At 61.6% G+C, this 19,853-nt stretch carries 17 protein-coding genes, 2 tRNA genes and 1 pseudogene; 14 read left to right on the top strand and 6 right to left on the bottom strand.

The features are described 5' to 3' along the window. The first annotated feature begins 52 nt into the window (after positions 1–52). Both OVA07_RS15600 and OVA07_RS15595 read left to right on the top strand, forming a co-directional pair. Positions 53–235, top strand: coding sequence for a CsbD family protein (locus OVA07_RS15600; protein WP_268172430.1), 183 nt, complete (start codon positions 53–55; stop codon positions 233–235). A gap of 264 nt (positions 236–499) precedes the next feature. Further along, positions 500–736, top strand: a complete 237-nt coding sequence (locus tag OVA07_RS15595) for a hypothetical protein (RefSeq protein ID WP_268172428.1) — start codon at positions 500–502, stop codon at positions 734–736. 24 nt (positions 737–760) lie between these two features. On the opposite strand, the gene OVA07_RS15590 is transcribed toward OVA07_RS15595, so the two are convergent. Beyond that, the gene (locus OVA07_RS15590; protein WP_268172427.1) at positions 761–2,062 is read right to left on the bottom strand and encodes an MFS transporter; all 1,302 of its coding nucleotides are present in this window, start codon (positions 2,060–2,062) and stop codon (positions 761–763) included. A gap of 138 nt (positions 2,063–2,200) precedes the next feature. On the opposite strand from OVA07_RS15590, the gene pgsA reads away from it, so the two are divergent. After that, on the top strand, positions 2,201–2,794 hold the full coding sequence (gene pgsA / locus OVA07_RS15585; RefSeq protein WP_268172730.1) for a CDP-diacylglycerol--glycerol-3-phosphate 3-phosphatidyltransferase: 594 nt from the start codon (positions 2,201–2,203) through the stop codon (positions 2,792–2,794). A gap of 3 nt (positions 2,795–2,797) precedes the next feature. Here pgsA and OVA07_RS15580 read toward each other — a convergent pair whose 3' ends face one another. Further along, on the bottom strand, positions 2,798–3,694 hold the full coding sequence (locus tag OVA07_RS15580) for a hydrogen peroxide-inducible genes activator (protein ID WP_268172425.1): 897 nt from the start codon (positions 3,692–3,694) through the stop codon (positions 2,798–2,800). Between the two features lie 9 nt (positions 3,695–3,703). Continuing rightward, positions 3,704–4,921 carry a ribonuclease D gene (gene rnd / locus OVA07_RS15575; RefSeq protein ID WP_268172423.1) on the bottom strand — a complete coding sequence of 406 codons (1,218 nt, stop codon included), beginning with the start codon at positions 4,919–4,921 and terminating at the stop codon, positions 3,704–3,706. A 141-nt stretch (positions 4,922–5,062) separates the two neighbouring features. Here rnd and aspS point away from each other — a divergent pair, with 141 nt between their 5' ends. The 8 genes and pseudogenes from aspS (at position 5,063) to trhO (ending at position 12,929) form a co-directional block, all read left to right on the top strand. Further along, positions 5,063–6,844 (top strand): aspartate--tRNA ligase, encoded by a 1,782-nt coding sequence (gene aspS, locus OVA07_RS15570; protein WP_268172421.1) that lies wholly within the window; start codon positions 5,063–5,065, stop codon positions 6,842–6,844. Positions 6,845–6,960: 116 nt separating this feature from the next. Next, positions 6,961–7,197 (top strand): acyl carrier protein, encoded by a 237-nt coding sequence (locus OVA07_RS15565; protein ID WP_168853306.1) that lies wholly within the window; start codon positions 6,961–6,963, stop codon positions 7,195–7,197. 132 nt (positions 7,198–7,329) lie between these two features. Then, complete coding sequence (gene fabF, locus OVA07_RS15560; RefSeq protein ID WP_268172419.1) at positions 7,330–8,592, top strand: beta-ketoacyl-ACP synthase II; 1,263 nt, start codon at positions 7,330–7,332, stop codon at positions 8,590–8,592. 60 nt (positions 8,593–8,652) lie between these two features. Further along, positions 8,653–9,631 (top strand): annotated as a pseudogene (gene mltG / locus OVA07_RS15555) (endolytic transglycosylase MltG). A gap of 255 nt (positions 9,632–9,886) precedes the next feature. Next, a complete protein-coding gene (locus tag OVA07_RS15550; protein ID WP_268172417.1) occupies positions 9,887–10,426 on the top strand; it encodes a 2'-5' RNA ligase family protein in 540 nt (179 codons plus the stop codon). Between the two features lie 15 nt (positions 10,427–10,441). Then, positions 10,442–11,722, top strand: coding sequence for an adenosylmethionine--8-amino-7-oxononanoate transaminase (locus tag OVA07_RS15545; protein ID WP_268172415.1), 1,281 nt, complete (start codon positions 10,442–10,444; stop codon positions 11,720–11,722). Between the two features lie 91 nt (positions 11,723–11,813). Further along, positions 11,814–11,889 (top strand) — tRNA-Thr (locus tag OVA07_RS15540). Positions 11,890–11,954: 65 nt separating this feature from the next. Beyond that, a complete protein-coding gene (gene trhO / locus OVA07_RS15535; RefSeq protein WP_442789657.1) occupies positions 11,955–12,929 on the top strand; it encodes an oxygen-dependent tRNA uridine(34) hydroxylase TrhO in 975 nt (324 codons plus the stop codon). A 2-nt stretch (positions 12,930–12,931) separates the two neighbouring features. Here trhO and OVA07_RS15530 read toward each other — a convergent pair whose 3' ends face one another. Further along, positions 12,932–13,834 carry a LysR family transcriptional regulator gene (locus OVA07_RS15530; protein ID WP_268172413.1) on the bottom strand — a complete coding sequence of 301 codons (903 nt, stop codon included), beginning with the start codon at positions 13,832–13,834 and terminating at the stop codon, positions 12,932–12,934. 143 nt (positions 13,835–13,977) lie between these two features. Between OVA07_RS15530 and OVA07_RS15525 the strand changes: the two genes are divergently transcribed. From OVA07_RS15525 to OVA07_RS15515, 3 genes are read left to right on the top strand one after another with little or no spacing between them, the layout of a single operon-like run. Next, positions 13,978–14,955, top strand: coding sequence for an aldo/keto reductase (locus OVA07_RS15525; RefSeq protein ID WP_268172412.1), 978 nt, complete (start codon positions 13,978–13,980; stop codon positions 14,953–14,955). A gap of 19 nt (positions 14,956–14,974) precedes the next feature. After that, positions 14,975–15,502, top strand: a complete 528-nt coding sequence (locus tag OVA07_RS15520) for a (2Fe-2S)-binding protein (protein WP_268172410.1) — start codon at positions 14,975–14,977, stop codon at positions 15,500–15,502. Further along, the gene (locus OVA07_RS15515; RefSeq protein WP_268172409.1) at positions 15,499–17,841 is read left to right on the top strand and encodes a xanthine dehydrogenase family protein molybdopterin-binding subunit; all 2,343 of its coding nucleotides are present in this window, start codon (positions 15,499–15,501) and stop codon (positions 17,839–17,841) included. Before OVA07_RS15520 ends, OVA07_RS15515 begins: the two co-directional genes overlap by 4 nt. 12 nt (positions 17,842–17,853) lie before the next feature. Here the strand turns inward: OVA07_RS15515 and OVA07_RS15510 are convergent, their stop codons facing one another. Together OVA07_RS15510 and OVA07_RS15505 are read right to left on the bottom strand one after the other, a co-directional pair. Further along, a complete protein-coding gene (locus tag OVA07_RS15510) occupies positions 17,854–19,734 on the bottom strand; it encodes an ABC-F family ATP-binding cassette domain-containing protein (RefSeq protein WP_268172408.1) in 1,881 nt (626 codons plus the stop codon). A 30-nt stretch (positions 19,735–19,764) separates the two neighbouring features. After that, a tRNA-Ile gene (locus OVA07_RS15505) sits at positions 19,765–19,840 on the bottom strand. Between the last annotated feature and the right edge of the window lie 13 nt (positions 19,841–19,853).

Genomic DNA, 19,853 nt, shown 5'->3' with positions numbered 1-19,853 from the left:
AATCTTCGACGAGGCGGTGAATAAAATCACCGCGCTTTCAAGGAGATATACCATGGGTGAACTGAAGGATCGCGCCAAGGGTCTGGCCAATGAAGCTGCTGGCAACATCAAGCAGGCTGTGGGCAAGGCAACCGACAATGCATCGCTTCACGCAGAAGGCGTGGCGCAGGAACGCAAGGGCGAAGCGCAGCAGGCGGCCGGCAAGGTCAAGGGCGCGCTGGGCAACGACGTCTGATTTAACGTCTTTGCACAAACACATAGGGGCCGCTTCCGTTTGGAGGCGGCCTTTTTGCTGTGCGTGATTGGCGCCGGTTCCGGGACTATGTGCAGATGTCCCGTGTTGGAACGGGGCACAAAATCGCCTGTGTCCGGGGATAGGGAATGGTGAAGAAGGCGTTAAGATGGACGCATGAACAGGTCGCAAACCCCATCTTCGTCACCGCTTTTCCCATCGGCAGCGCTTGGGCGCAAACCCGGCTTTGGACCCGGTGCCGGTCCCATGTTTGGCACCGCACGCCATCCGTTCCGGCGCAGTCTGCCGACGCATGTGCTGCGTGAAATGCCAAAGCATGAACCTGAAGTCGTAAGTGCCATGCGCCGCGCCGAAGAGCGTCTGCGCGAGATGGACGTGCGGTCGGAACCTGTAAATCTGAAGCGGATCACCATGCAGGACGTGCGCGATTTTCTGATTGCTTACTGCGCGTGTTTTTTGGCGGTGGCGGTGTTTATCGCCTGATCGGGGCCTGATCCACGGCTGAGGTCAGGAGGCGCGCTCAGCCTTGTACAGCAGCCAGCCCAGCCATGCCGAAATGCTGCACATGGCAGCGCCCAGCAGCAACTGGTCGACAATCGCCACGCCCAGTGCACTGAGTCCGACAGCCAGCAGCGAGCCTGCGACCATGGCCCCTGAATTGACAATGTTGTTGGCGGCGATGGTGCGTGCGGTTTCTGATTTGTCGACCACCGTGGTCAGGAACGCATAGAGCGGCACCACGAACATGCCGCCCGCCACAGCAATGCCGAGCAGGCACAGCAGCAGCGGTATGGCCAGAGGTTGCGCGATGAATTGCGCAACGTCCATCAACTGTGTGCCGGGGTGCGGTGTCCACGCCTGACAGACGAAGTGGAAGGCGGCGATAAACAGACCCATCACGATAACCGAGGCTGGCGAATAGCGCGCCGAAACCGTGCCTTTGAGCAGCGCGTTGATGGAAATGGAGCCGATGGCGATGCCGATGGAGAACATCACCAGAAACAGGCTGGCGACTTCCTTGCTGGCGGAAAGCACGTTTTTGGCCAGCGGCGGAAACTGGATGAACAGAACGGTGCCGACGGTCCAGAAAAAGCTGATCGCGACGATGGCCAGGAACACCTGACGGTGGCGCGTGGTGTTGCGAATCAACTGAATGGACGAGCGCAGGATATTGAAATCGACCTTCTGCGCGTCAGTCATCGGCGGGGCAGGGGGCACCTGACGGCCAGATAGATAGCCGATCATGGCGGTAAGCACGACACCTGCGGCGGCAATTTCGACCGGAATCCAGCCTGCCAGAATGGTGCCTGCCAGAATGGCGATATAGGTGCCTGCTTCGACAAGGCCGGTGCCTGCCAGCACTTCGCCTTCGCGCAAGTGTTGCGGAAGGATGGCGTATTTGATCGGGCCGAAGAAGGTGGAATGGACGCCCATGGCGAGCAACGCCGCCAGCATCAGCGGAATGGCGATGGCGTGAACTTCCATGCCCAGCCACGCCAGCACCAGCCCGGCACCGCCGACCACCATGATGGCGATTTCGCAGGCCTTTACCACGCGGATGATCCGCGCTTTGTCCCGCATGTCGGCCAATTGCCCGGCAAGCGCGGAAAGCAGGAAGAACGGCAGGATGAACAGGCCGGAGGCGATGGCGGAAAAGCGCGCTTCTTCAGCCTCGGAACTATAGACGCTGTACACGACGTACAGCACCATGGCGTTCTTGTAGAGGTTATCGTTGAAAGCACCCAGCAACTGGGTGATGAACAGCGGAAGGAAGCGGCGCGTGCGCACCAGATGCGTTGATGTCGTCATTACCCTGTTGCCAGCACCCGTCCTGTTCAGCACCCTTAGCCCGATGGGAAACATGGGCAAGAGGCTTTCGGTCCGCGATGCGATAGGCGGTGAATGTTGCGATTCCGTTTGTCGCAAATGCCGGTTATGGCTGGCACCATGCTGACCTTGCCCAACCTGCTCACGCTTTCCAGGATTGTCACCGTGCCACTGCTGGCCGCGTTGCTATGGTGGCCGACCTGGCGGTTCGGGTATGGGCTGGCATTTGCGGTCTATTGCCTGATGGGCATCACCGATTATTTCGACGGCTATCTGGCCCGCGCGCAAGGCGCAGTCAGCAAACTGGGCGTTTTTCTGGACCCGATTGCCGACAAGATCATGGTGGCGGCGGTGATTCTGGTGCTGACCGCGCAGGGGATTCTGACCGGCCCTTATGTGGGCGACATGCATGTGATTGCCGGGCTGGTGATTCTGGTGCGCGAAATTGCGGTGTCGGGCCTGCGTGAATTTCTGGGCGGTTTGCGGGTTTCGGTGCCGGTGAGTCGCCTTGCCAAGTGGAAGACGACTTTCCAGATGATCTCGTTGGGGGCGCTGATTCTGGGGCAGGCTCTGCCCGAATGGGTGGCCGATCTTGGCGCGATCACGGTAAACGTGCCGCATACTGTGGGCTTGACGACGCTGTGGGCGGCGGCGGTGCTGACGGTGGTGACCGGGTGGGATTACCTGCGGGTCGGCCTGAAGCACATGGATTGAATTTTACCCCACCCGCAGTTCGCCAGCCAGCATCCTGAATTCTTCGGCGCGGGGGCTGTTACGGCGCCAGATCAGGGCGATGTCGCGCCAGGCGTGGTCGGCTTTCAACGGGCGGGCGACGATGTTGGTATCGTGCAGGATACCCGCGTCGATGGCCATTTGTGGCAGCATGGTTAGGCCAAGGCCGTTGTCGACCATTTGAACCAGCGTGTGCAGCGATGTGCCGATCATGGTGGCGCTGGCCCGCATTTCCGGGCGATTACACGCGGCAAGCGCGTGTTCTTTCAGGCAGTGGCCGTCTTCGAGCAGGAGCAGGCGCGTTTCATCGATCAGGTTGGCGGTGACGATGGCAGGCGGATCGCGCGGGTCATCCTTGGGGAAGGCGACGAGCAGTTCGTCCTTGAACAGGATCTCGGATTCAACCTCGCCCGTGGCATAGGGCAGGGCGAGCAGCACGCAATCGGCGCGGCCATGATGCAGCGATTCGATGGCGGCGGCACTGGGTTCTTCGCGCAGGAAGAGCTTGAGTTGCGGGCGCTCCTTGCGCAGGCGCGGCAGGATGCGCGGTAGCAGGAACGGCGCGATGGTGGGGATCACGCTCATCCGCAATTCGCCCGCCAGCGGCGCGCCGTGGCTTTGCACCAGTTCGGAAAGTTCCTCCGCCTCACGCAGCAGGCGGTGGGCCTTGGCAACAACCTGATTGCCCAGCGGGGTGAAGCGCACGACCCGGCGGGTGCGTTCGACAAGGGTCACGCCAAGCAGTGATTCGAGTTCGCGCAGGCCCGCAGACAGCGTGGATTGGGAGACGAAGCAGGAATCGGCGGCGCGCCCGAAATGCCCATGTTCGTGCAGTGCGACAAGGTATTGCAACTGCTTGAGCGTGGGCAGGTAGGTGCTCATTGTCGGCCCTTATTCGTCGACGTGGACGACGATTTCGGCGGTGGCACCATTGCCGCCGATATCGTCGATGTGCGCCATTTTGAGCTTGCCGTTCACCACAGCAAAGGCAAGCTTGCCTTCGACCAGTTCCAGCGCATCGCGGCCGAACTGTTCGTAGCGCCAGCTTTCGAGAATTGGCAGGTTCTTGCGCTGTCCGGCGGCGAGCAGTTCGAGATCGTCGGTGCGGGCGAGCAGGCGGGCGGCGATGTCGATTTCGCGGCTGCGGATTTTGAGCAGCAGCTTGAGCAGGTCGGCAACCAGTGCGCCTTCCTTGCCCAGAGGTGCGCCGCGCGGGGCCTTGGGCGGCATTTCCGCTTCGGTCAGCGGCCTGGCATCGGCCAGCGTCTGCATCAGGCGGCGACCGATGTCGTTGTCTTTCCAGCCTGATGACAGGCCGCGCACTTTGGCAAGGTCACCCTGATCGCGCGGGGGGTGGCTGGCGATGTCGGCCAGCGTTTCATCGCGCATGATGCGGCCACGCGGGATGTTCTTGTCCATCGCTTCGCGTTCGCGCCATGCGGCCAGTGCTTTCAGGCGGCCCAGCACGCCGGGATTGCGGCTGGGGGCGCGGATTTTCTGCCAGACGGTTTCCATGTCGGCCCGGTAATTTTCCGGGTCGGCCAGCTTTTCCATCTCGATATCAAGCCATTCGCCGCGCCCGGTTTTTATCAGGCGCTTGAGCATCTTGGGGAAGATTTTGGCGAGGTGGGTGACGTCGCCGATGGCGTATTCGATCTGGCGTTCGGTCAGCGGGCGGCGCGACCAGTCGGTAAAGCGGGCGCCCTTGTCGATGGTGAGGCCGAGCCATGATTCGACGAGGTTGGAATAGCCGATCTGTTCGGACTGGCTGATTGCCATCATCGCGATCTGGGTGTCGAAGATGGGGTGCGGGGTCTTGCCCGTCAGGTTGTAGATGATTTCGACATCCTGCCCGCCTGCGTGGAAGACCTTCAGCACGTCTTCGTTATCGACCAGCAGGTTGAGCAGGGGCGACATGTCGAGGCCGGGGGCGAGCGGATCAATCGCTGCCGCTTCGTTCTCGTCCGCGATCTGTACCAGGCACAGTTCCGGCCAATAGGTGTTTTCGCGCATGAATTCGGTGTCGACCGTGATGAAATCTGCGCCGGAAAGCCGTTCGCAAAGGTCGGCCAGAGCATCGGTCGTGGTGATGAGCGGGTGTATCTTCATCGTTCTTTTCTGTATGGCCCGCTGTTTGAAGGGGGCCGGTAATGCCCCCTGCCGGGGGCTGCGGCTTGACAAATCCGCGGCCATCGCCTGTTAGCCGCCCACTTCCCCTGCCTGATTGCAGACCGATTGGAAAGAGTTTCGATGCATCTTTATCGTTCCCATACCTGCGGCGCCCTTTCGCGCGGTGATGTCGGGCAGACCGTCCGCCTTTCGGGCTGGGTGCATCGCAAGCGCGACCATGGCGGTGTGCTGTTCGTCGATCTTCGCGACCATTATGGCATGACCCAGATCGTCGCCGACGCCGACAGCCCGGCGCTGGCCGTGCTGGAAGCGCTGCGTGTCGAATCGGTGGTGACCATCGATGGCGATGTGAAGGCGCGGTCGGAAGGCACGGTGAACCCGAACCTGCCGACCGGCGCAATCGAAGTTTATGCGCGCGGGGCCACCGTGCTTTCGGCGGCGGAAGAGCTGCCGATGCCAGTGGCGGGCGAGCAGGAATATCCTGAAGATATCCGCCTGCGCTATCGCTTCCTCGACCTGCGCCGCGAAACGCTGCACGCCAATATCGTGACGCGCACCAAGGTCATTTCCGATATGCGCCGCCGCATGGAAAGCGTTGGTTTTACCGAATATTCGACGCCGATCCTGACGGCTTCGTCGCCCGAAGGCGCGCGCGACTTTCTGGTGCCGAGCCGCATTCATCCGGGCAAGTTCTATGCGCTGCCGCAGGCCCCGCAGCAGTACAAGCAATTGCTGATGGTGGCGGGCTTTGACCGCTACTTCCAGATTGCGCCGTGTTTCCGCGACGAAGATCCGCGTGCCGACCGTCTGCCGGGCGAGTTCTACCAGCTCGATCTGGAAATGAGCTTTGTCACCCAGGAAGAGGTCTGGGAAACGATGGAGCCGGTGATCGGCGGGGTGTTCGAAGCCTTTGCCGATGGCCGCAAGGTGACGCCGACCGGCAGCTTCCCGCGGATTCCCTATGCCGAATCCATCCTGAAATATGGTTCGGACAAGCCCGATCTGCGCAATCCGATCATCATTTCGGACGTGTCGGAGGAATTCCGCCAGTCCGGCTTTGGCCTGTTTGAAAAGATCGTGGGGTCAGGCGGCGTGGTGCGGATGATTCCTGCGCCCAAGACCGCTGAAAAGAGCCGCAAGTTCTTTGACGAAATGAACGATTGGGCGCGTGCCGAAGGCCATGCAGGCCTTGGTTATGTCACTCGCAAGGGTGGCGAATTTGGCGGGCCGATTGCCAAGAATCATGGCGCGGACAAGATGGCCGCGCTGTTCGACAGGCTGGGCCTTGGGCCTGACGACGGCTGCTTCTTTGCTGCTGGCAAAGTGGATCAGGCGGCAAAGCTGGCTGGCCTTGCCCGCACCCGCGTTGCCGAACAGCTTGACCTGATCGACAAGGACCGGTTCGAACTGTGCTGGATCGTCGATTTCCCGTTCTATGAATGGGATGAAGACAACAAGAAGGTCGAATTCAGCCACAACCCGTTCTCGATGCCGCAGGGTGGGATGGACGCACTGTGCAATCAGGATCCGTTGACGATCAATGCCTTCCAGTACGATCTGGTGTGCAACGGTTTTGAAATCGCGTCGGGTTCGATCCGCAACCAGTCGCCCGAAACCATGGTCAAGGCGTTCGAACTGGTCGGCCTTTCCAAGGAAGACGTGGAAGAACGTTTTGGCGGTCTTTATCGCGCGTTCCAGTATGGCGCACCGCCGCACGGTGGCATGGCAGCGGGCGTCGACCGCATCGTCATGCTGATCTGCGGGGCGCAGAATCTGCGCGAAATTACGCTGTTCCCGATGAATCAGCGTGCCGAAGACTTGCTGATGGGCGCACCGTCACCGGCTGCGCTGAAGCAGATGCGCGAGTTGCATATTCGTGTAGCAGAACAGCCCAAGGGATGAGATAGAAGGTTCCAGCGCTGTGGTGATCCACAGCGGGGCACTTGCCAGCCTTCAATCCGTTCATTAGGGCGAAACCCGAACAGATAACCAACCGCTTTCCTTCGAAGGGGCATTTCATGAGCGATACCGCCGACCGCGTTAAGAAGATCGTTGTCGAGCACCTCGGCGTCGAGGCTGACAAGGTCACCGAAGAAGCCAGCTTCATCGACGATCTGGGCGCAGACTCGCTCGACATCGTTGAGCTGGTGATGGCTTTCGAAGAAGAGTTCGGTGTTGAGATCCCCGACGATGCGGCCGAGAAGATCTCGACCGTGCAGGACGCGATCAAGTACATCGACGAAAACAAGGGCTGATCGCCCACTTCCCCGCTTTGCCCTGAGCTTGTCGAAGGGCTGCCGTCTTCAGTGACGGCAGGGGAGAACTTCGGCAGGCTCAGCCCTCCCACAAGGGGGCTGGGCCTGTTTGCATATTTCCCGGAGAATTCAATGCGTCGTGTCGTCGTAACCGGACTTGGCCTTGTCACCCCGCTGGGGGCCGATGTGGAAACCGTGTGGAAGAACCTGCTGGCCGGCAAGTCCGGCGCGGGGCCGATTACCAAGTTCGATGTCACCGACCAGAAGTGCAAGATCGCCTGCGAAGTGAAGCCTGCCGACCATGAATATGGTTTCGACGCGGGCAAGCGGGTGGATCACAAGATCCAGCGTCAGGTCGATCCGTTCATCGTGTTTGGCATTGATGCCGCGGGGCAGGCGCTGGAAGATGCCGGGCTTACCGATATGGACGACGATCTCAAGACGCGCGCTGGTTGTTCGATCGGTTCGGGCATCGGTGGTCTGCCGGGAATCGAAAGCGAATCGATTGTCCTGCACGAAAAGGGACCGGGGCGGGTTTCGCCGCACTTTGTCCACGGTCGCCTGATTAACCTGATCTCCGGTCAGGTTTCGATCAAATACGGCCTGATGGGACCGAACCATGCGGTTGTGACCGCCTGTTCCACCGGCGCGCATTCGATTGGCGATGCCGCACGCATGATCAAGGACGGCGATGCCGACGTGATGCTGGCGGGCGGTGCGGAAAGCACCATCAACCCGCTGGGCGTGGCTGGCTTCGCTCAGGCGCGCGCGCTGAATTGCAGCTATAACGACCGCCCCGAACAGGCGAGCCGCCCTTATGACAAGGACCGCGACGGTTTTGTCATGGGCGAAGGCGCAGGCGTTCTGGTGCTGGAAGAATACGAACATGCCAAGGCGCGTGGCGCGAAGATCTATGCCGAAGTGGTCGGCTATGGCCTGTCGGGCGATGCCTATCACGTCACTGCGCCGCACCCCGAAGGCAAGGGCGCGGAACTGGCCATGCGCATGGCGCTGCGCAAGGCAGGCATGGAAGCGGGCGATATCGATTATGTGAACGCCCACGGCACGTCGACCATGGCCGACACGATCGAACTGGCCGCAGTAAAGCGCGTGCTGGGCAACGATCTTTCTGGCGCATCGATGAGCAGCACCAAGTCTGCCATCGGGCATCTTCTGGGCGGTGCAGGCGCAGTGGAAGCGATCTTCTGCATTCTGGCCATTCGTGACCAGATCGTGCCGCCGACGCTGAACCTCGACAACCCGGATGAAGGCACTGAAGGTGTTGATCTGGTTCCGCACAAGGCCAAGCCGCGCAAGGTACGTGCCGCGCTGAACAATTCGTTCGGTTTTGGTGGCACCAATGCCAGCGTGATCGTCAAGGCGCTGGAAGACTGATTGGGGAAGACTGATCGGATAAGACTGATCAGTCCGGGCTGAATTGGAGAGCTGATCCAGATGGCGCGTCGTCGTCGTTCGCGTTTGCCGCTGCTGGCGGCGGCGCTTGTCATTCTGGGCGCGCTGGCGTGGCTGGTGGGTGGCTGGTATTCTGCTGGCCCGCTGGAAAAGCAGCTTGAATTCGATGTGCGCGAGGGCAAGGGGCTGAGCGCCTTGGCCGACGATCTGGAGGCCGAAGGCGCCATCGGATCGGCCAGCCTGTTCAAGCTGAGGGCGCGTCTGCTGGGCGGCGGCACCGAGATTAAGGCCGGGGCGTTCCTGTTGCCCAAGGCCGCCAGCGAGGCGACGATCCTTGAAATCCTCAAGGGTGACAAGGTGGTCCGCCGTCTTGTCACGATTCCCGAAGGCATGCCTTCGATCATGGTGGCGGAGCGTTTGCGCGCCATCGACGGGCTGACGGGCGACCTTGCCGTGCCGGAAGAAGGCGCGATCCTGCCTGATAGCTATGACTGGCAGAAGGGTGAAAGCCGGGTTGCCGTGGCGAAGCGGATGCAGGCGGCGATGGACAAGACGCTGGCCGAACTGTGGGCCAAGCGTTCACCGCGATCGGTAGTGAAAACGCCGCAGGAAGCTGTGATTCTGGCGTCTATCGTCGAAAAGGAAACCGGCAAGCCTGAAGAACGGCGAATGGTGGCCGGGCTGTATTCCAACCGGGTGCGAAAGGGCATGTTGTTGCAGGCTGACCCGACGATCATTTATCCGATCACCAAAGGAAAACCGCTGGGCCGCCGTATTCGCCAGTCCGAGATTCAGTCGGTGAACGGCTATAATACTTATACCATGGTGGGGCTGCCCAAGGGGCCGATTACCAATCCGGGGCGTGATTCGATTGCCGCCGTGCTCGATCCTGCCGAAACGGACGCGCTTTTTATGGTAGCGGACGGCACAGGCGGGCATGCTTTTGCAGATTCTGCTGGAACAGCACAAAGCCAATGTTGCCAAATGGTTCGCCCTGCGCAAGGCGCGGGGTGAGATGTGATCGATTGTCAAATCGATCCAGTTTGGCGAAGAGTCGCTTCTAATTCATGTAAATATACGTAAGGTAGTGACCGGAGGCATGATGCAAAGCTTGCTTTGCTGAGGTTCCTGGGAACATTGCGGCTGTGCCGGGCGGTTCACGAAAGTGCACCATCACGACTTTGCCGAATGTTCCCAAACTCTCCTCTTCTTTGCTTTTAGGTTGTAGCCATCCTTCCAGCTTGCCTTTGCAGTGCATTTGGATGACCAGAAGCCTGTGCAACATGACACTCCCGGATCTGCGCCGCTTATCGTTACAGCAACTTTGCCCGCTGATTTGCAGGCATGGGCGGACCGGCTGCGGACACAGCATTTCCCGCCTGAGCGCAATTTCCTGCGCGCGCATGTGACGCTTTTCCACGCCTTGCCCGGCATGGTGCTGGACGAGGTGCGCGACGTGATGGCGCAAATGTGCCGTACCACGCCACCCGTGCGTGCGCGGCTGGCCGGGATCATGGATTTGGGCGGGGGAACCGCATTTCGCATTGAAAGCGACGGGATACTGGCACTGCGCCGGGAACTGGCGGAACGGTTTCATGGTCTGCTGACCGGGCAGGACAGCCATGCGCCACGCTTGCATGTGACGATCCAGAACAAGGTCGTGCGGGCGCAGGCCATGGCATTGCAGAACGCACTGCGACCTGATTTTGCCGAGGCCGAGTTTACCTTTGCCGGATTGGCCCTGCATCACTACCTGAACGGCCCATGGCAGGGTGCCGGAGCATGGTCGTTCCGGGGCGCTGCGCGACGCAGGTAAGGCAGGAGCGGCACGATGAGCGACCCGGACTGGTATGCGACCGGAAGAAGCCATGTCTGGCTACCCTACACCCAGATGAAAACTGCGCGCGCGCCGCTGCCGGTGGTCGCCGCGCAAGGGGTGCGGATGCAGCTGGCGGACGGGCGCGAACTGGTGGACGGCATTTCAAGCTGGTGGTCGACCGTCCACGGCTATCGCCATCCGCATATCGAACAGGCGCTGCGCCGCCAGTTGGAAGTGCTGCCGCATGTGATGCTGGGCGGGCTGGCGCATGAACAGGCGTGGCGTCTGGCGCAGCGTCTGGCCTCGCTGGCTCCGGGCGATCTGAACCATGTGTTCTTCAGCGATTCGGGATCGGTCGCGGTGGAAGTGGCGATGAAGATGGCGGCGCAGTTCTGGCTCAATCAGGGGCAGCGCCGGGTGAAGTTCCTGTGCTTTCGCGGTGGCTATCATGGCGACACTTTCGCGACGATGAGCGTGTGCGACCCGGATGAAGGGATGCACAGCCTGTTCAAGGGGGCGCTGCTGGAACAGGTCGTGGTCGACCTGCCGCGCACGCCTGAGGATGAGGCGGCGCTGGCGGTGTTGATCGATCAGCATCGCGGTGAACTGGCAGGCATTGTGGTGGAGCCGCTGGTGCAGGGCGCGGGCGGCATGGTTTTTCATGAGCCTGAGACATTGCGCGCGCTGCGCCGCCTTGCGGATGCCCACGATCTGTTGCTGATCTTCGACGAGATTTTTGTAGGGCTGGGGCGGCTGGGCGATGCCATGTTCGCCAGCGAGATTGCAGGCGTGCAGCCCGACATCATGACGCTGTCGAAAGCGCTGACCGGGGGCACGCTGCCGCTGGCCGCGACGATCGCCAGTGCGCGGATTTATGAGGCCTTTCTGTCGGACGATCCGATGGCTGCGCTGATGCATGGGCCGACATACATGGGCAATGCCATGGGGTGTGCGGCGGCCAATGCCTCGCTCGACCTGTTCGAACGCGAGCCGCGGCTGGCGCAGGCAAAGGCCATCGGCGCGCAGCTTGAACATGTTCTGGCCCCGGCGCGCGATGTACCCGGCGTGCGCGACGTGCGCGTGCGCGGGGCCATCGGGGTGATCCAATTGGACGCCACCGCCCCTGCCGACCAACTTTCGGCAGCCTGCATTGCAAGGGGCGTGTGGCTGCGTCCGTTTCGCGATATTCTGTATACCACGCCGCCGCTGGTGATCGGTCAGGACGACCTGACGCATGTGGGCAACGTGATGGTCGAAGCGGTCCGCGAATGGAGTATGACGGCGCGGCGCTGATGCCTTGGAAAGAATTGCCGCTGCTTGCGATGAAAAACGCTTGCCTGCCCCCCCACTGCTGGCTAAACGGCGCGCCTGCCCACCAAGGCAAGCCGCTTTAGCTCAGTCGGTAGAGCACATCATTCGTAATGATGGGGTCAGGTGTTCGAATCACCTAAGCGGCACCATTTTCCTTTATCGCTGGTGTTTGCCAAAGCTGGCGCTTTGCGTCTGTGGCGTTAATAGGCGCGGGATGGATATGTCCTGTCATGATGGTCATGGGCCGGTTACGGTCGCGGCGCTTTATCGCTTTGCGCGGTTTGATGATTGCGAGGCTGTGCAGGCGTCGCTTGAGCGGTTGTGTGTGGAGCACGGCATCAGGGGTACGTTGCTGATTGCGCGCGAAGGCATCAATGGCACGATTGCAGGCGCGCGTGTCGGAATTGATGCTGTGGTGAGCCATATTCGCAGCCTGCCGGATTGCGCCGATCTTGATGTGAAATATTCGAGCGCGGCGGCGATGCCGTTTTATCGCATGAAAGTGCGGCTGAAGCGCGAGATCGTGACGATGGGGCAGCCGGATATCGATCCGCGCGCCATTGTTGGCACCTATGTCGATCCGCAGGACTGGAACGCGCTGATTGCCGACCCTGACACCATCGTCATTGACACGCGCAACGATTATGAAGTTGCGGCAGGCACATTTGCGCGGGCGATTGACCCGAAAACCGCGACGTTCCGCGAATTTCCCGACTGGTTCCGGGCGCAGCGCGAGCGACTGCTGGGTGCGGGTAAGCCGCCCAAGGTGGCGATGTTCTGCACGGGCGGCATCCGCTGCGAAAAATCGACTGCGTTTCTGAAGCAGGAAGGCGTCGAGGAGGTCTATCACCTTAAAGGCGGTATCCTGAAGTATCTGGAAGAGATTCCGGCCGAGGACAGTCTGTGGCGCGGCGAATGCTTTGTGTTCGATGAGCGGGTGACCATCGGGCATGGTCTGGTGCAAGGAACGCATACGCTGTGCCGTTCGTGCCGCCGCCCGCTGGCGGAAGAGGACCGGCAATCTGCACTGTATGAAGAAGGCGTGGCCTGCCCTGCGTGTTATGATGAACGGACCGAGGCACAGCGCGCTTCGGCGCGTGAACGGCATCGGCAGACGCTGCTGGCAGCAAAGCGTGGGCAGGAGCATATTGGCGCAGTGCGCGAAGACCAACGCCCGGCGGGCAAGTAGGCTCAGGCTCTTGCCCGGTCGCGCAATTCGTCCAGCAGCACTTTGAATGCGGGCGAGAGATTGCGGCGGTCGGGATAGTAGAGGTGGTGGCCGGAAAAAGGCGGGCACCAGTCTTCCAGCACGCGCACAAGGCGGCCTTGTGCGATATGGGCGAGCAGGACGTCGTCTTCGATCGTGCAGGCAAGGCCGTGTCCGGCGAGCGCAGCGCGCAGGGCCAATTGTGAGTCGTTCACGATCATCGGCCCTTCGACGCGCACGTTGATGACTTGCCCGTCCTTTTCAAATTCCCACGCATAGAGATTACCGCGCGTGGCCATGCGAATATTGATGCAACGGTGCTGCATCAGATCGCGCGGGGTCAATGGTGCGGGGCGGTGTCGAACGTAGGCAGGCGCGCCGACTATGGCCAGTCGCAGGTCCGGCCCGATGCGCACGGCGATCATGTCTTTTTCCAGACTTTCGCCAAGGCGCACCCCGGCATCGAAGCGGTCCTCGACGATGTTGGTTAAGGCACCGTCGATGGACAGTTCGATTTCGATTTCGGGATAACGGGCCATGACGGCATCGACCGCTGGCCAAAGCACGGTTTCAGCGGCGTGGCTGCTGGTGGTGATGCGCACCAGGCCCGCAGGCCGATCGCGGAACTGGGTAAGTTGTGAAAGCTGGGCGCGTATATCGCCGAGCGCGGGGCGCAAGGTTGCGAGCAACTGTTCGCCCGCTTCGGTGGGGCTGACGCTGCGGGTGGTGCGGGCAAGGAGTTTCACCCCCAGATTGCCTTCCAGGCGCCGCACGGCCTGACTGACGGCGGATTGCGATGTGCCAAGGCGCGCCGCCGCGCGCGTAAAGCTTTGTTCTTCGGCAACGGCCAGCAGAATGGCGAGATCGCCCAGTTCATCGCGAAGCATTTATTAAAATCCGACATAGGTTCATGCACAACCAAGCGTCTAATCCAACCAATGGAAATGGTCTATCAAACACGCAAGACGGAGTGCTGCCGCCGTCGTCGCCGGCATGTGCCGGATGCCTGAATGTTGAAGGATCAAAGGTCATGGATACGCGCACACTTGGCGGGACGCTGAAAGTTTCGGCCATGGGCTTTGGCTGCATGGGGCTGTCGTTCGGCTATGGCCCGGCGCAATCGCGGGCCGATGCCGTGGCGCTGATCCGCGCGGCCTATGACATGGGCATCACGTTTTTTGACACGGCAGAAGCCTATGGCCAGTTAAACGAGGAGTTCGTGGGCGAAGCGCTGGCACCTGTGCGCGACAAGGTGGTGATTGCCACAAAATTCGGTTTTCGCGGCGGGGTGCCTACCGATGGGATGGACAGCAGCTCGCAACGCATCCGCACCGTGATTGAAAACAGCCTGCGCAACTTGCGCACCGATTATGTCGACCTGTTCTATCAGCACCGCGTCGATCCAGCCGTGCCGATGGAAGATGTGGCAGGCACGGTGAAAGACCTGATTGCCGAGGGCAAGGTGCGGCATTTCGGCCTGTCCGAAGCCGGAGCGGAATCGATCCGCCGTGCCCATGCGGTGCAGCCTGTTGCGGCGCTACAGAGCGAATATTCGCTGTGGTGGCGTTCGCCCGAAGCGGAGATTTTGCCGCTGCTGGAGGAGCTTGGCATTGGCTTCGTTCCGTTCAGCCCGCTTGGAAAAGGCTTCCTGACCGGGGCGATTACGCCTGACACGCAGCTTGCGGCGAACGATTTCCGCAATGTGGTGCCGCGCTTTTCGGCTGAGAACCGCACTGCCAATCAGGTTCTGGTTGAACGGATAGCTGCCATTGCATCGCGGCTTGGCGTAACCAATGCGCAAGTGGCGCTGGCGTGGGTGATGGCGCAAAAGCCGTGGATCGTGCCCATTCCCGGCACGACCAAGCTGGCGCGACTTCAGGAAAATGCAGGCGCGGCGGCTGTAGTGCTGACGTCGTCGGATCTGGCGGAGATCGGCGCGGTGCTTGCCGATTTCGATGTTCAGGGTGAGCGTTATCCGGCAGCTTTGGCTGCCAATGTTGGGCGCTAAACTCCGGGGAGAGTTTGAGATGGCAAAAATAAAGGTCAATGGCGCCGAGCGTGAGGTGAAAGCGCAGGCCGAAACCCCGCTGCTGTACGTCTTGCGGGGTGAGCTGAACGTGATGACCCCGAAGTTCGGTTGCGGCCTCGCCCAGTGCGGGGCTTGCTCCGTTCTGGTGGACGGTGAGGAAGTGCGAGCCTGCGTGACGCCGATTGGCGCGATCGAAGGCAAGGAAGTGACCACGGTCGACGGTCTGCCTGCACGCTGGGCGGCGCAGCGCGGCCTTTCGGCGCAGCAGGCAGAAGGCAAACTGCATCCGGTGCAGCAGGCATGGGTTGACGAACAGGTGCCCCAGTGCGGCATCTGCCAGTTCGGCATGATGATTAAGGTGACCGAACTGCTGGAAGCCAACCCCAAGCCCAGCGATGCGGACATCAAGGAAGCGCTGACCACGTCCGGCCCATCGCCGCATCTGTGCCGCTGCGGCAGCTATGCCGCGATCCTTGAAGGGGCACATCGCGCCGCGCGGTTGATGGCCGAAGGAGGCGTGAAATGAGCACTCATATTGCAGAGGTCTTTGACCTGACAGTGCATGGCGCGCGGTTGACCGGCGTGAGCCGTCGCGGTTTTATGGGCGCAAGCGGCGCGTTGGTGGCAGCGCTGGCATTGCCGGCAACGGGCGGGGCACAGGCTGCGCCGGCTTCGCTGAATGCAGGCCTTGCTGCCAGCTGGATTGAAATTCGCGCTGATGGCACGGTGCAGATCCGCACGGGCAAGTGCGATTTCGGCCAAAGCTCGATCTATACCGCCTATCGCCAGATTGTGGCGGAAGAGCTGTGTGTGCCGATTGAGGCGATGACCACCGTGGTTTCGGGTGATACCGACCGCACGCCCGATGGCGGCGGCACGTTCGGCCTGCTGCGTTATGGCCAGAACATGCGCAAGGTTGCCGCGTTTATGCGTGAAGCCGCGCTGGAACTGGCATCGCGCAAGCTGGCGGTGCCGCGCGCGCAACTGGCGGTGAAGGATGGTGTTATCAGCGGAGGGGGCAAATCGATTGCCTATGCCGATCTGGTGCGGGGCGAAGATTTGAAGCTGACCATCGAGGTGGATGGCAATCTGACCTCGCCGCTGGGCTATTTCGTCAAGGGCGAACCGCCGATGAAGCCGGTGGCGGATTATACGATCATCGGCAAGCCGGTGATGAACCCGTCGATCCGGCCCAAGGTGGCCGGTGAAACGGTGTGGGTGGGCGATGTGAAGCTGCCCGGCATGGTCCATGCGCGCGCCATCCACCCGGCAACGCTGGGATCGACGCTGGTGCGGGCGGGCAAACTGGATACCGCGCAGTTCCCCGGTGCGCGGATCGTGCGCATCCAGAACCTGCTGGCGGTTGTGTCGCCTGACGAATGGGAAGCCGTGCAGGCGGCGCAGGCCGTGGCGGCGGACACCGAATGGTCGACGTGGGAAGGGCTTCCCGGCCATGAGAAGCTGTTTGACCATATGCGCGATCAGGCCAAGGTGGAGGCCTACCCTGCGCGCGATGGCCGCGCCAACAAGGGCGATCCGGCGGCGGTAAGGGCCGGCAAGGAAATGCGCGCTTCCTATGCGCTGCCGTTTCACAAACATGCGCCTATCAGCCCGATGGTGACACTGGCGGAATATCGTGCGGACGGTTCGGTCACGCTGCACACGCTTAGCCAGAATGCGCAGCATTTGCGCAGCATGATCGCCAGAATGCTGGGAACCAGCGTCGACAAGGTGGTGGTGCGGACTTATCCCGGATCGGGCCATTATGGCCGTTCCAACGGCGGTGCGGCGGGCAGCGAAGATGAAGCTGTGCTGCTGTCGCGCGAACTGGGCCGTCCGGTGCGGGTGCAGTGGATGCGCCATGACGACATGCAGTGGTCCACGCAATCATCAGCGATGATGTCGGATATCCGCATCGCGCTGGGCGATGACGGGCGCATTGCTGCCTATGAATCCGAACATCGCGGACCGCCGATGCAGGATGACCGTCTGGTTGGTGCAATTCTGGCAGGACTGCCGGTGATCGATGCGCCATCGGCTGAGACGACATATGGCTTTCAAAGCGGGCTGCTGAACATCGCGGACACGTGGGTTTACGGCAAAGTGGCGGCGGTGCGCGAAAAGGGCGTGGGCATGGCGCAGATTGGCGAGAAGGAATCACCGCTGGCGGTGGGCCTGCGCGACCATTCGATGCGCACGCCCATCCAGTTCCAGCAGAACTTCCCGCGCGAGGTGGCGATGAGCGAGGCGGCGATGCTGGCGGGGAAAGACCCGCTGCAGTTCCGGCTGGACCATGTGGACGATCCGCGTTTCACCGCCATTCTTGAACGGTTGCGGACCGAATCCGGGTGGGAAAACCGGGCATCGCCTGCGCCTGCTGCCCGTGCCAGCGGAAGCGCGGCCTGCAAGGGGCAAGGCGTTTCAATCATGCTGCGAGACAGCGGCTATTGGGCGTGCGCGGCGCAGGTTTCCGTCGTGCCGGACAGCGGTGAAGTAAAGGTGGAGCGGGTGACCATCGTTGCCGACGTGGGCATCGTGGTCAATCCGTTGCAACTGCGCCGCCAGATTCAGGCAGGATGCCTGATGGGCGTCAGCCAGGCGTTGCATGAAGAGGTTACGTTCGATCGTGGCGCGGTGACGTCGGCAGACTGGGCAGGTTATCCGATCCTGACCATGGCCGAAATGCCCGAACTGCGGGTGGTGATCGTCAACAACATCGGTGTAGGCAATTACGGGCAGGGTTCGGAAAGCGCCAATGCGCTGGCTTCTCCGGCAATCACGGCAGCGGTGATGGACGCAACCGGCAAGGCGATGCGCCGACTGCCGTTGCGCCCGGAATATGTCAGCGCGGCCCTGAAAGCCTGATGGGTTGGAGGATCAGGCGGTAGTATCCATCGCTTCTTCGGCAGCGATCCAGATTTCTTCCGCCTTTTCCAGTTCTTTGGCCAGCGCGCCGCGCTTGTGCGCTAGATCGCCCATGGTCAGCTTGGCAAGGGCAGGGGGCGCGCTGGATGGTTCGAACATCGCGCGGTCCAGCGCAGCGATTTCGGCCTGAAGTTTGGCGACGGCGGCTTCGGCTGCCGTCGCCTTTTTCTTCAGCGCGCGCTGTTCATCGCGGGCCATGGCACGGGCCTTGCGGTCCTGTCCGCCATTGCCTTTCTCCTTTGGCTCGCTCGATTGGCCACCCTTGGACTGATTGCGGCCAAGGATGAAGTCGATGTAATCTTCGATATTGCCATCAAACGGTTTGGCCGTGCCGCCATCGACCAGCACCAGCCGGTCGGCCACGAGTTCGGCCATGTGACGGTCGTGGCTGATGAGGATCACCGCGCCCTTGTAGGCGTTGAGCGCTTGCACCAGCGCTTCGCGCGCATCGATATCAAGGTGGTTGGTCGGTTCGTCGAGCACCAGCATATGAGGAGCATCGCGGGTGACCAGCGCAAGCGCCAGACGCGCGCGTTCACCGCCCGAAAGCGTGCTGATGATCGACGTGGCGCGATTACCCGAAAAGCCGAAACGGCCCAGTTGCGCACGCACGGCAGCGGGCGTCTTGCCTTCCATCGCGCGGGTCATCAATTCCAGCGGGGTGGCGCCGCCTGCCAGTTCTTCGACCTGATACTGGGTGAAATAGCCCACCTGCATCTTGCCGGTGGCGTTCATTTCCCCTTCCATCGGGGTAAGCTGGGCGGCCAGCAGGCGGGCCAGCGTGGTCTTGCCGTTGCCGTTGCGGCCCAGCAGGGCAATGCGATCATCCGGATCGATGCGCAGGTTCAACCGTTGCAGCACCGGCTTGCCGGGAGCATAGCCGACCGCCGCCAGATCGAGCGTGATGAGCGGGGGGCGCAGTTCTTCAGGGTCAGGGAACCCGAAGCTGAGCGAGGGATCTTCGATCATCGCGGCGATGGGTTGCATCCGTGCCAGCATCTTGGCGCGCGATTGGGCCTGCTTGGCGGTGGATGCGCGGGCGCTGTTGCGGGCGATGTAATCGCGCAGCTTTTCGGCCTGAACTTCCTGTGCGGCGCGCGCGGCGGCCTGCTGGGCCAGACGTTCGTTCCGCTGGCGTTCAAAGCTGTCATAGCCGCCGGGATAAAGCGTCAGCTTGCCGCCATGCAGGTGCAGGATATGGTCGGCCACATTGTTCAGCAGATCGCGTTCGTGGCTGATGAGCAGCAGGGTGCCGGGGTAGGCCTTGAGGAAGTTTTCAAGCCACAGCGTCGCTTCAAGATCGAGGTGGTTCGAAGGTTCGTCGAGCAGCAGCACATCGGGCGCGGAAAACAGCAGCGCGGCAAGGGCGACACGCATGCGCCAGCCACCCGAAAAACTGTCGAGCGGACGAGCCTGCATGTCTTCGTCAAAGCCTAGGCCGATCAGGATTCGGGCGGCGCGGGCAGGCGCGCTGTAAGCATCGATGGCAAGCAGGCGTTCGTGTACATCACCTAGGCGATCAGGATCGGTGCAGGTTTCGGCTTCCGCCATCAATTGCGTGCGTTCCACGTCGGCAGCCAGCACCGTTTCAAACGGGGTGGTCGCGCCTGCGGGGGCTTCCTGTGCCAGATAGCCCAGCCGTGTGCGGCGTGGCATTTCGATGGAGCCTTCGTCCGGCTCGATTTCGGCGATGATCGCCTTGACCAGCGTGGACTTGCCCGCGCCATTGCGGCCGACAAGACCAACGCGCGCGCGTGGCGGAATGGCCGCAGAAGCACGGGAAATGATGTCGCGCCCGCCAAGGCGCACGGTAATGCCATTGATTGTCAGCATGAGCGCGCCCGTTTTGGTTGCGGAAGGTGATGGTGGGCCCGGCAGGATTTGAACCCGCGACCTAGCCGTTATGAGCGGCCAGCTCTAACCGCTGAGCTACAGGCCCATCGCGCCTGCCG

The organism is Novosphingobium sp. SL115 (assembly GCF_026672515.1).
GTDB lineage: Bacteria > Pseudomonadota > Alphaproteobacteria > Sphingomonadales > Sphingomonadaceae > Novosphingobium.
The sequence above is the reverse complement of the archived record's forward strand: the minus strand, read 5'-3'. Positions and strand labels throughout refer to the sequence as shown.

Bases quoted from the DNA above. Each gene is read 5' to 3' on its own strand.
- OVA07_RS15600 (WP_268172430.1), top strand. From the start codon at position 53: ATGGGTGAACTGAAGGATCGCGCCAAGGGTCTGGCCAATGAAGCTGCT.
- OVA07_RS15595 (WP_268172428.1), top strand. From the start codon at position 500: ATGTTTGGCACCGCACGCCATCCGTTCCGGCGCAGTCTGCCGACGCAT.
- OVA07_RS15590 (WP_268172427.1), bottom strand. From the start codon at position 2,062: ATGACGACATCAACGCATCTGGTGCGCACGCGCCGCTTCCTTCCGCTG.
- pgsA (WP_268172730.1), top strand. From the start codon at position 2,201: ATGCTGACCTTGCCCAACCTGCTCACGCTTTCCAGGATTGTCACCGTG.
- OVA07_RS15580 (WP_268172425.1), bottom strand. From the start codon at position 3,694: ATGAGCACCTACCTGCCCACGCTCAAGCAGTTGCAATACCTTGTCGCA.
- rnd (WP_268172423.1), bottom strand. From the start codon at position 4,921: ATGAAGATACACCCGCTCATCACCACGACCGATGCTCTGGCCGACCTT.
- aspS (WP_268172421.1), top strand. From the start codon at position 5,063: ATGCATCTTTATCGTTCCCATACCTGCGGCGCCCTTTCGCGCGGTGAT.
- OVA07_RS15565 (WP_168853306.1), top strand. From the start codon at position 6,961: ATGAGCGATACCGCCGACCGCGTTAAGAAGATCGTTGTCGAGCACCTC.
- fabF (WP_268172419.1), top strand. From the start codon at position 7,330: ATGCGTCGTGTCGTCGTAACCGGACTTGGCCTTGTCACCCCGCTGGGG.
- OVA07_RS15545 (WP_268172415.1), top strand. From the start codon at position 10,442: ATGAGCGACCCGGACTGGTATGCGACCGGAAGAAGCCATGTCTGGCTA.
- trhO (WP_442789657.1), top strand. From the start codon at position 11,955: ATGGATATGTCCTGTCATGATGGTCATGGGCCGGTTACGGTCGCGGCG.
- OVA07_RS15530 (WP_268172413.1), bottom strand. From the start codon at position 13,834: ATGCTTCGCGATGAACTGGGCGATCTCGCCATTCTGCTGGCCGTTGCC.
- OVA07_RS15525 (WP_268172412.1), top strand. From the start codon at position 13,978: ATGGATACGCGCACACTTGGCGGGACGCTGAAAGTTTCGGCCATGGGC.
- OVA07_RS15520 (WP_268172410.1), top strand. From the start codon at position 14,975: ATGGCAAAAATAAAGGTCAATGGCGCCGAGCGTGAGGTGAAAGCGCAG.
- OVA07_RS15515 (WP_268172409.1), top strand. From the start codon at position 15,499: ATGAGCACTCATATTGCAGAGGTCTTTGACCTGACAGTGCATGGCGCG.
- OVA07_RS15510 (WP_268172408.1), bottom strand. From the start codon at position 19,734: ATGCTGACAATCAATGGCATTACCGTGCGCCTTGGCGGGCGCGACATC.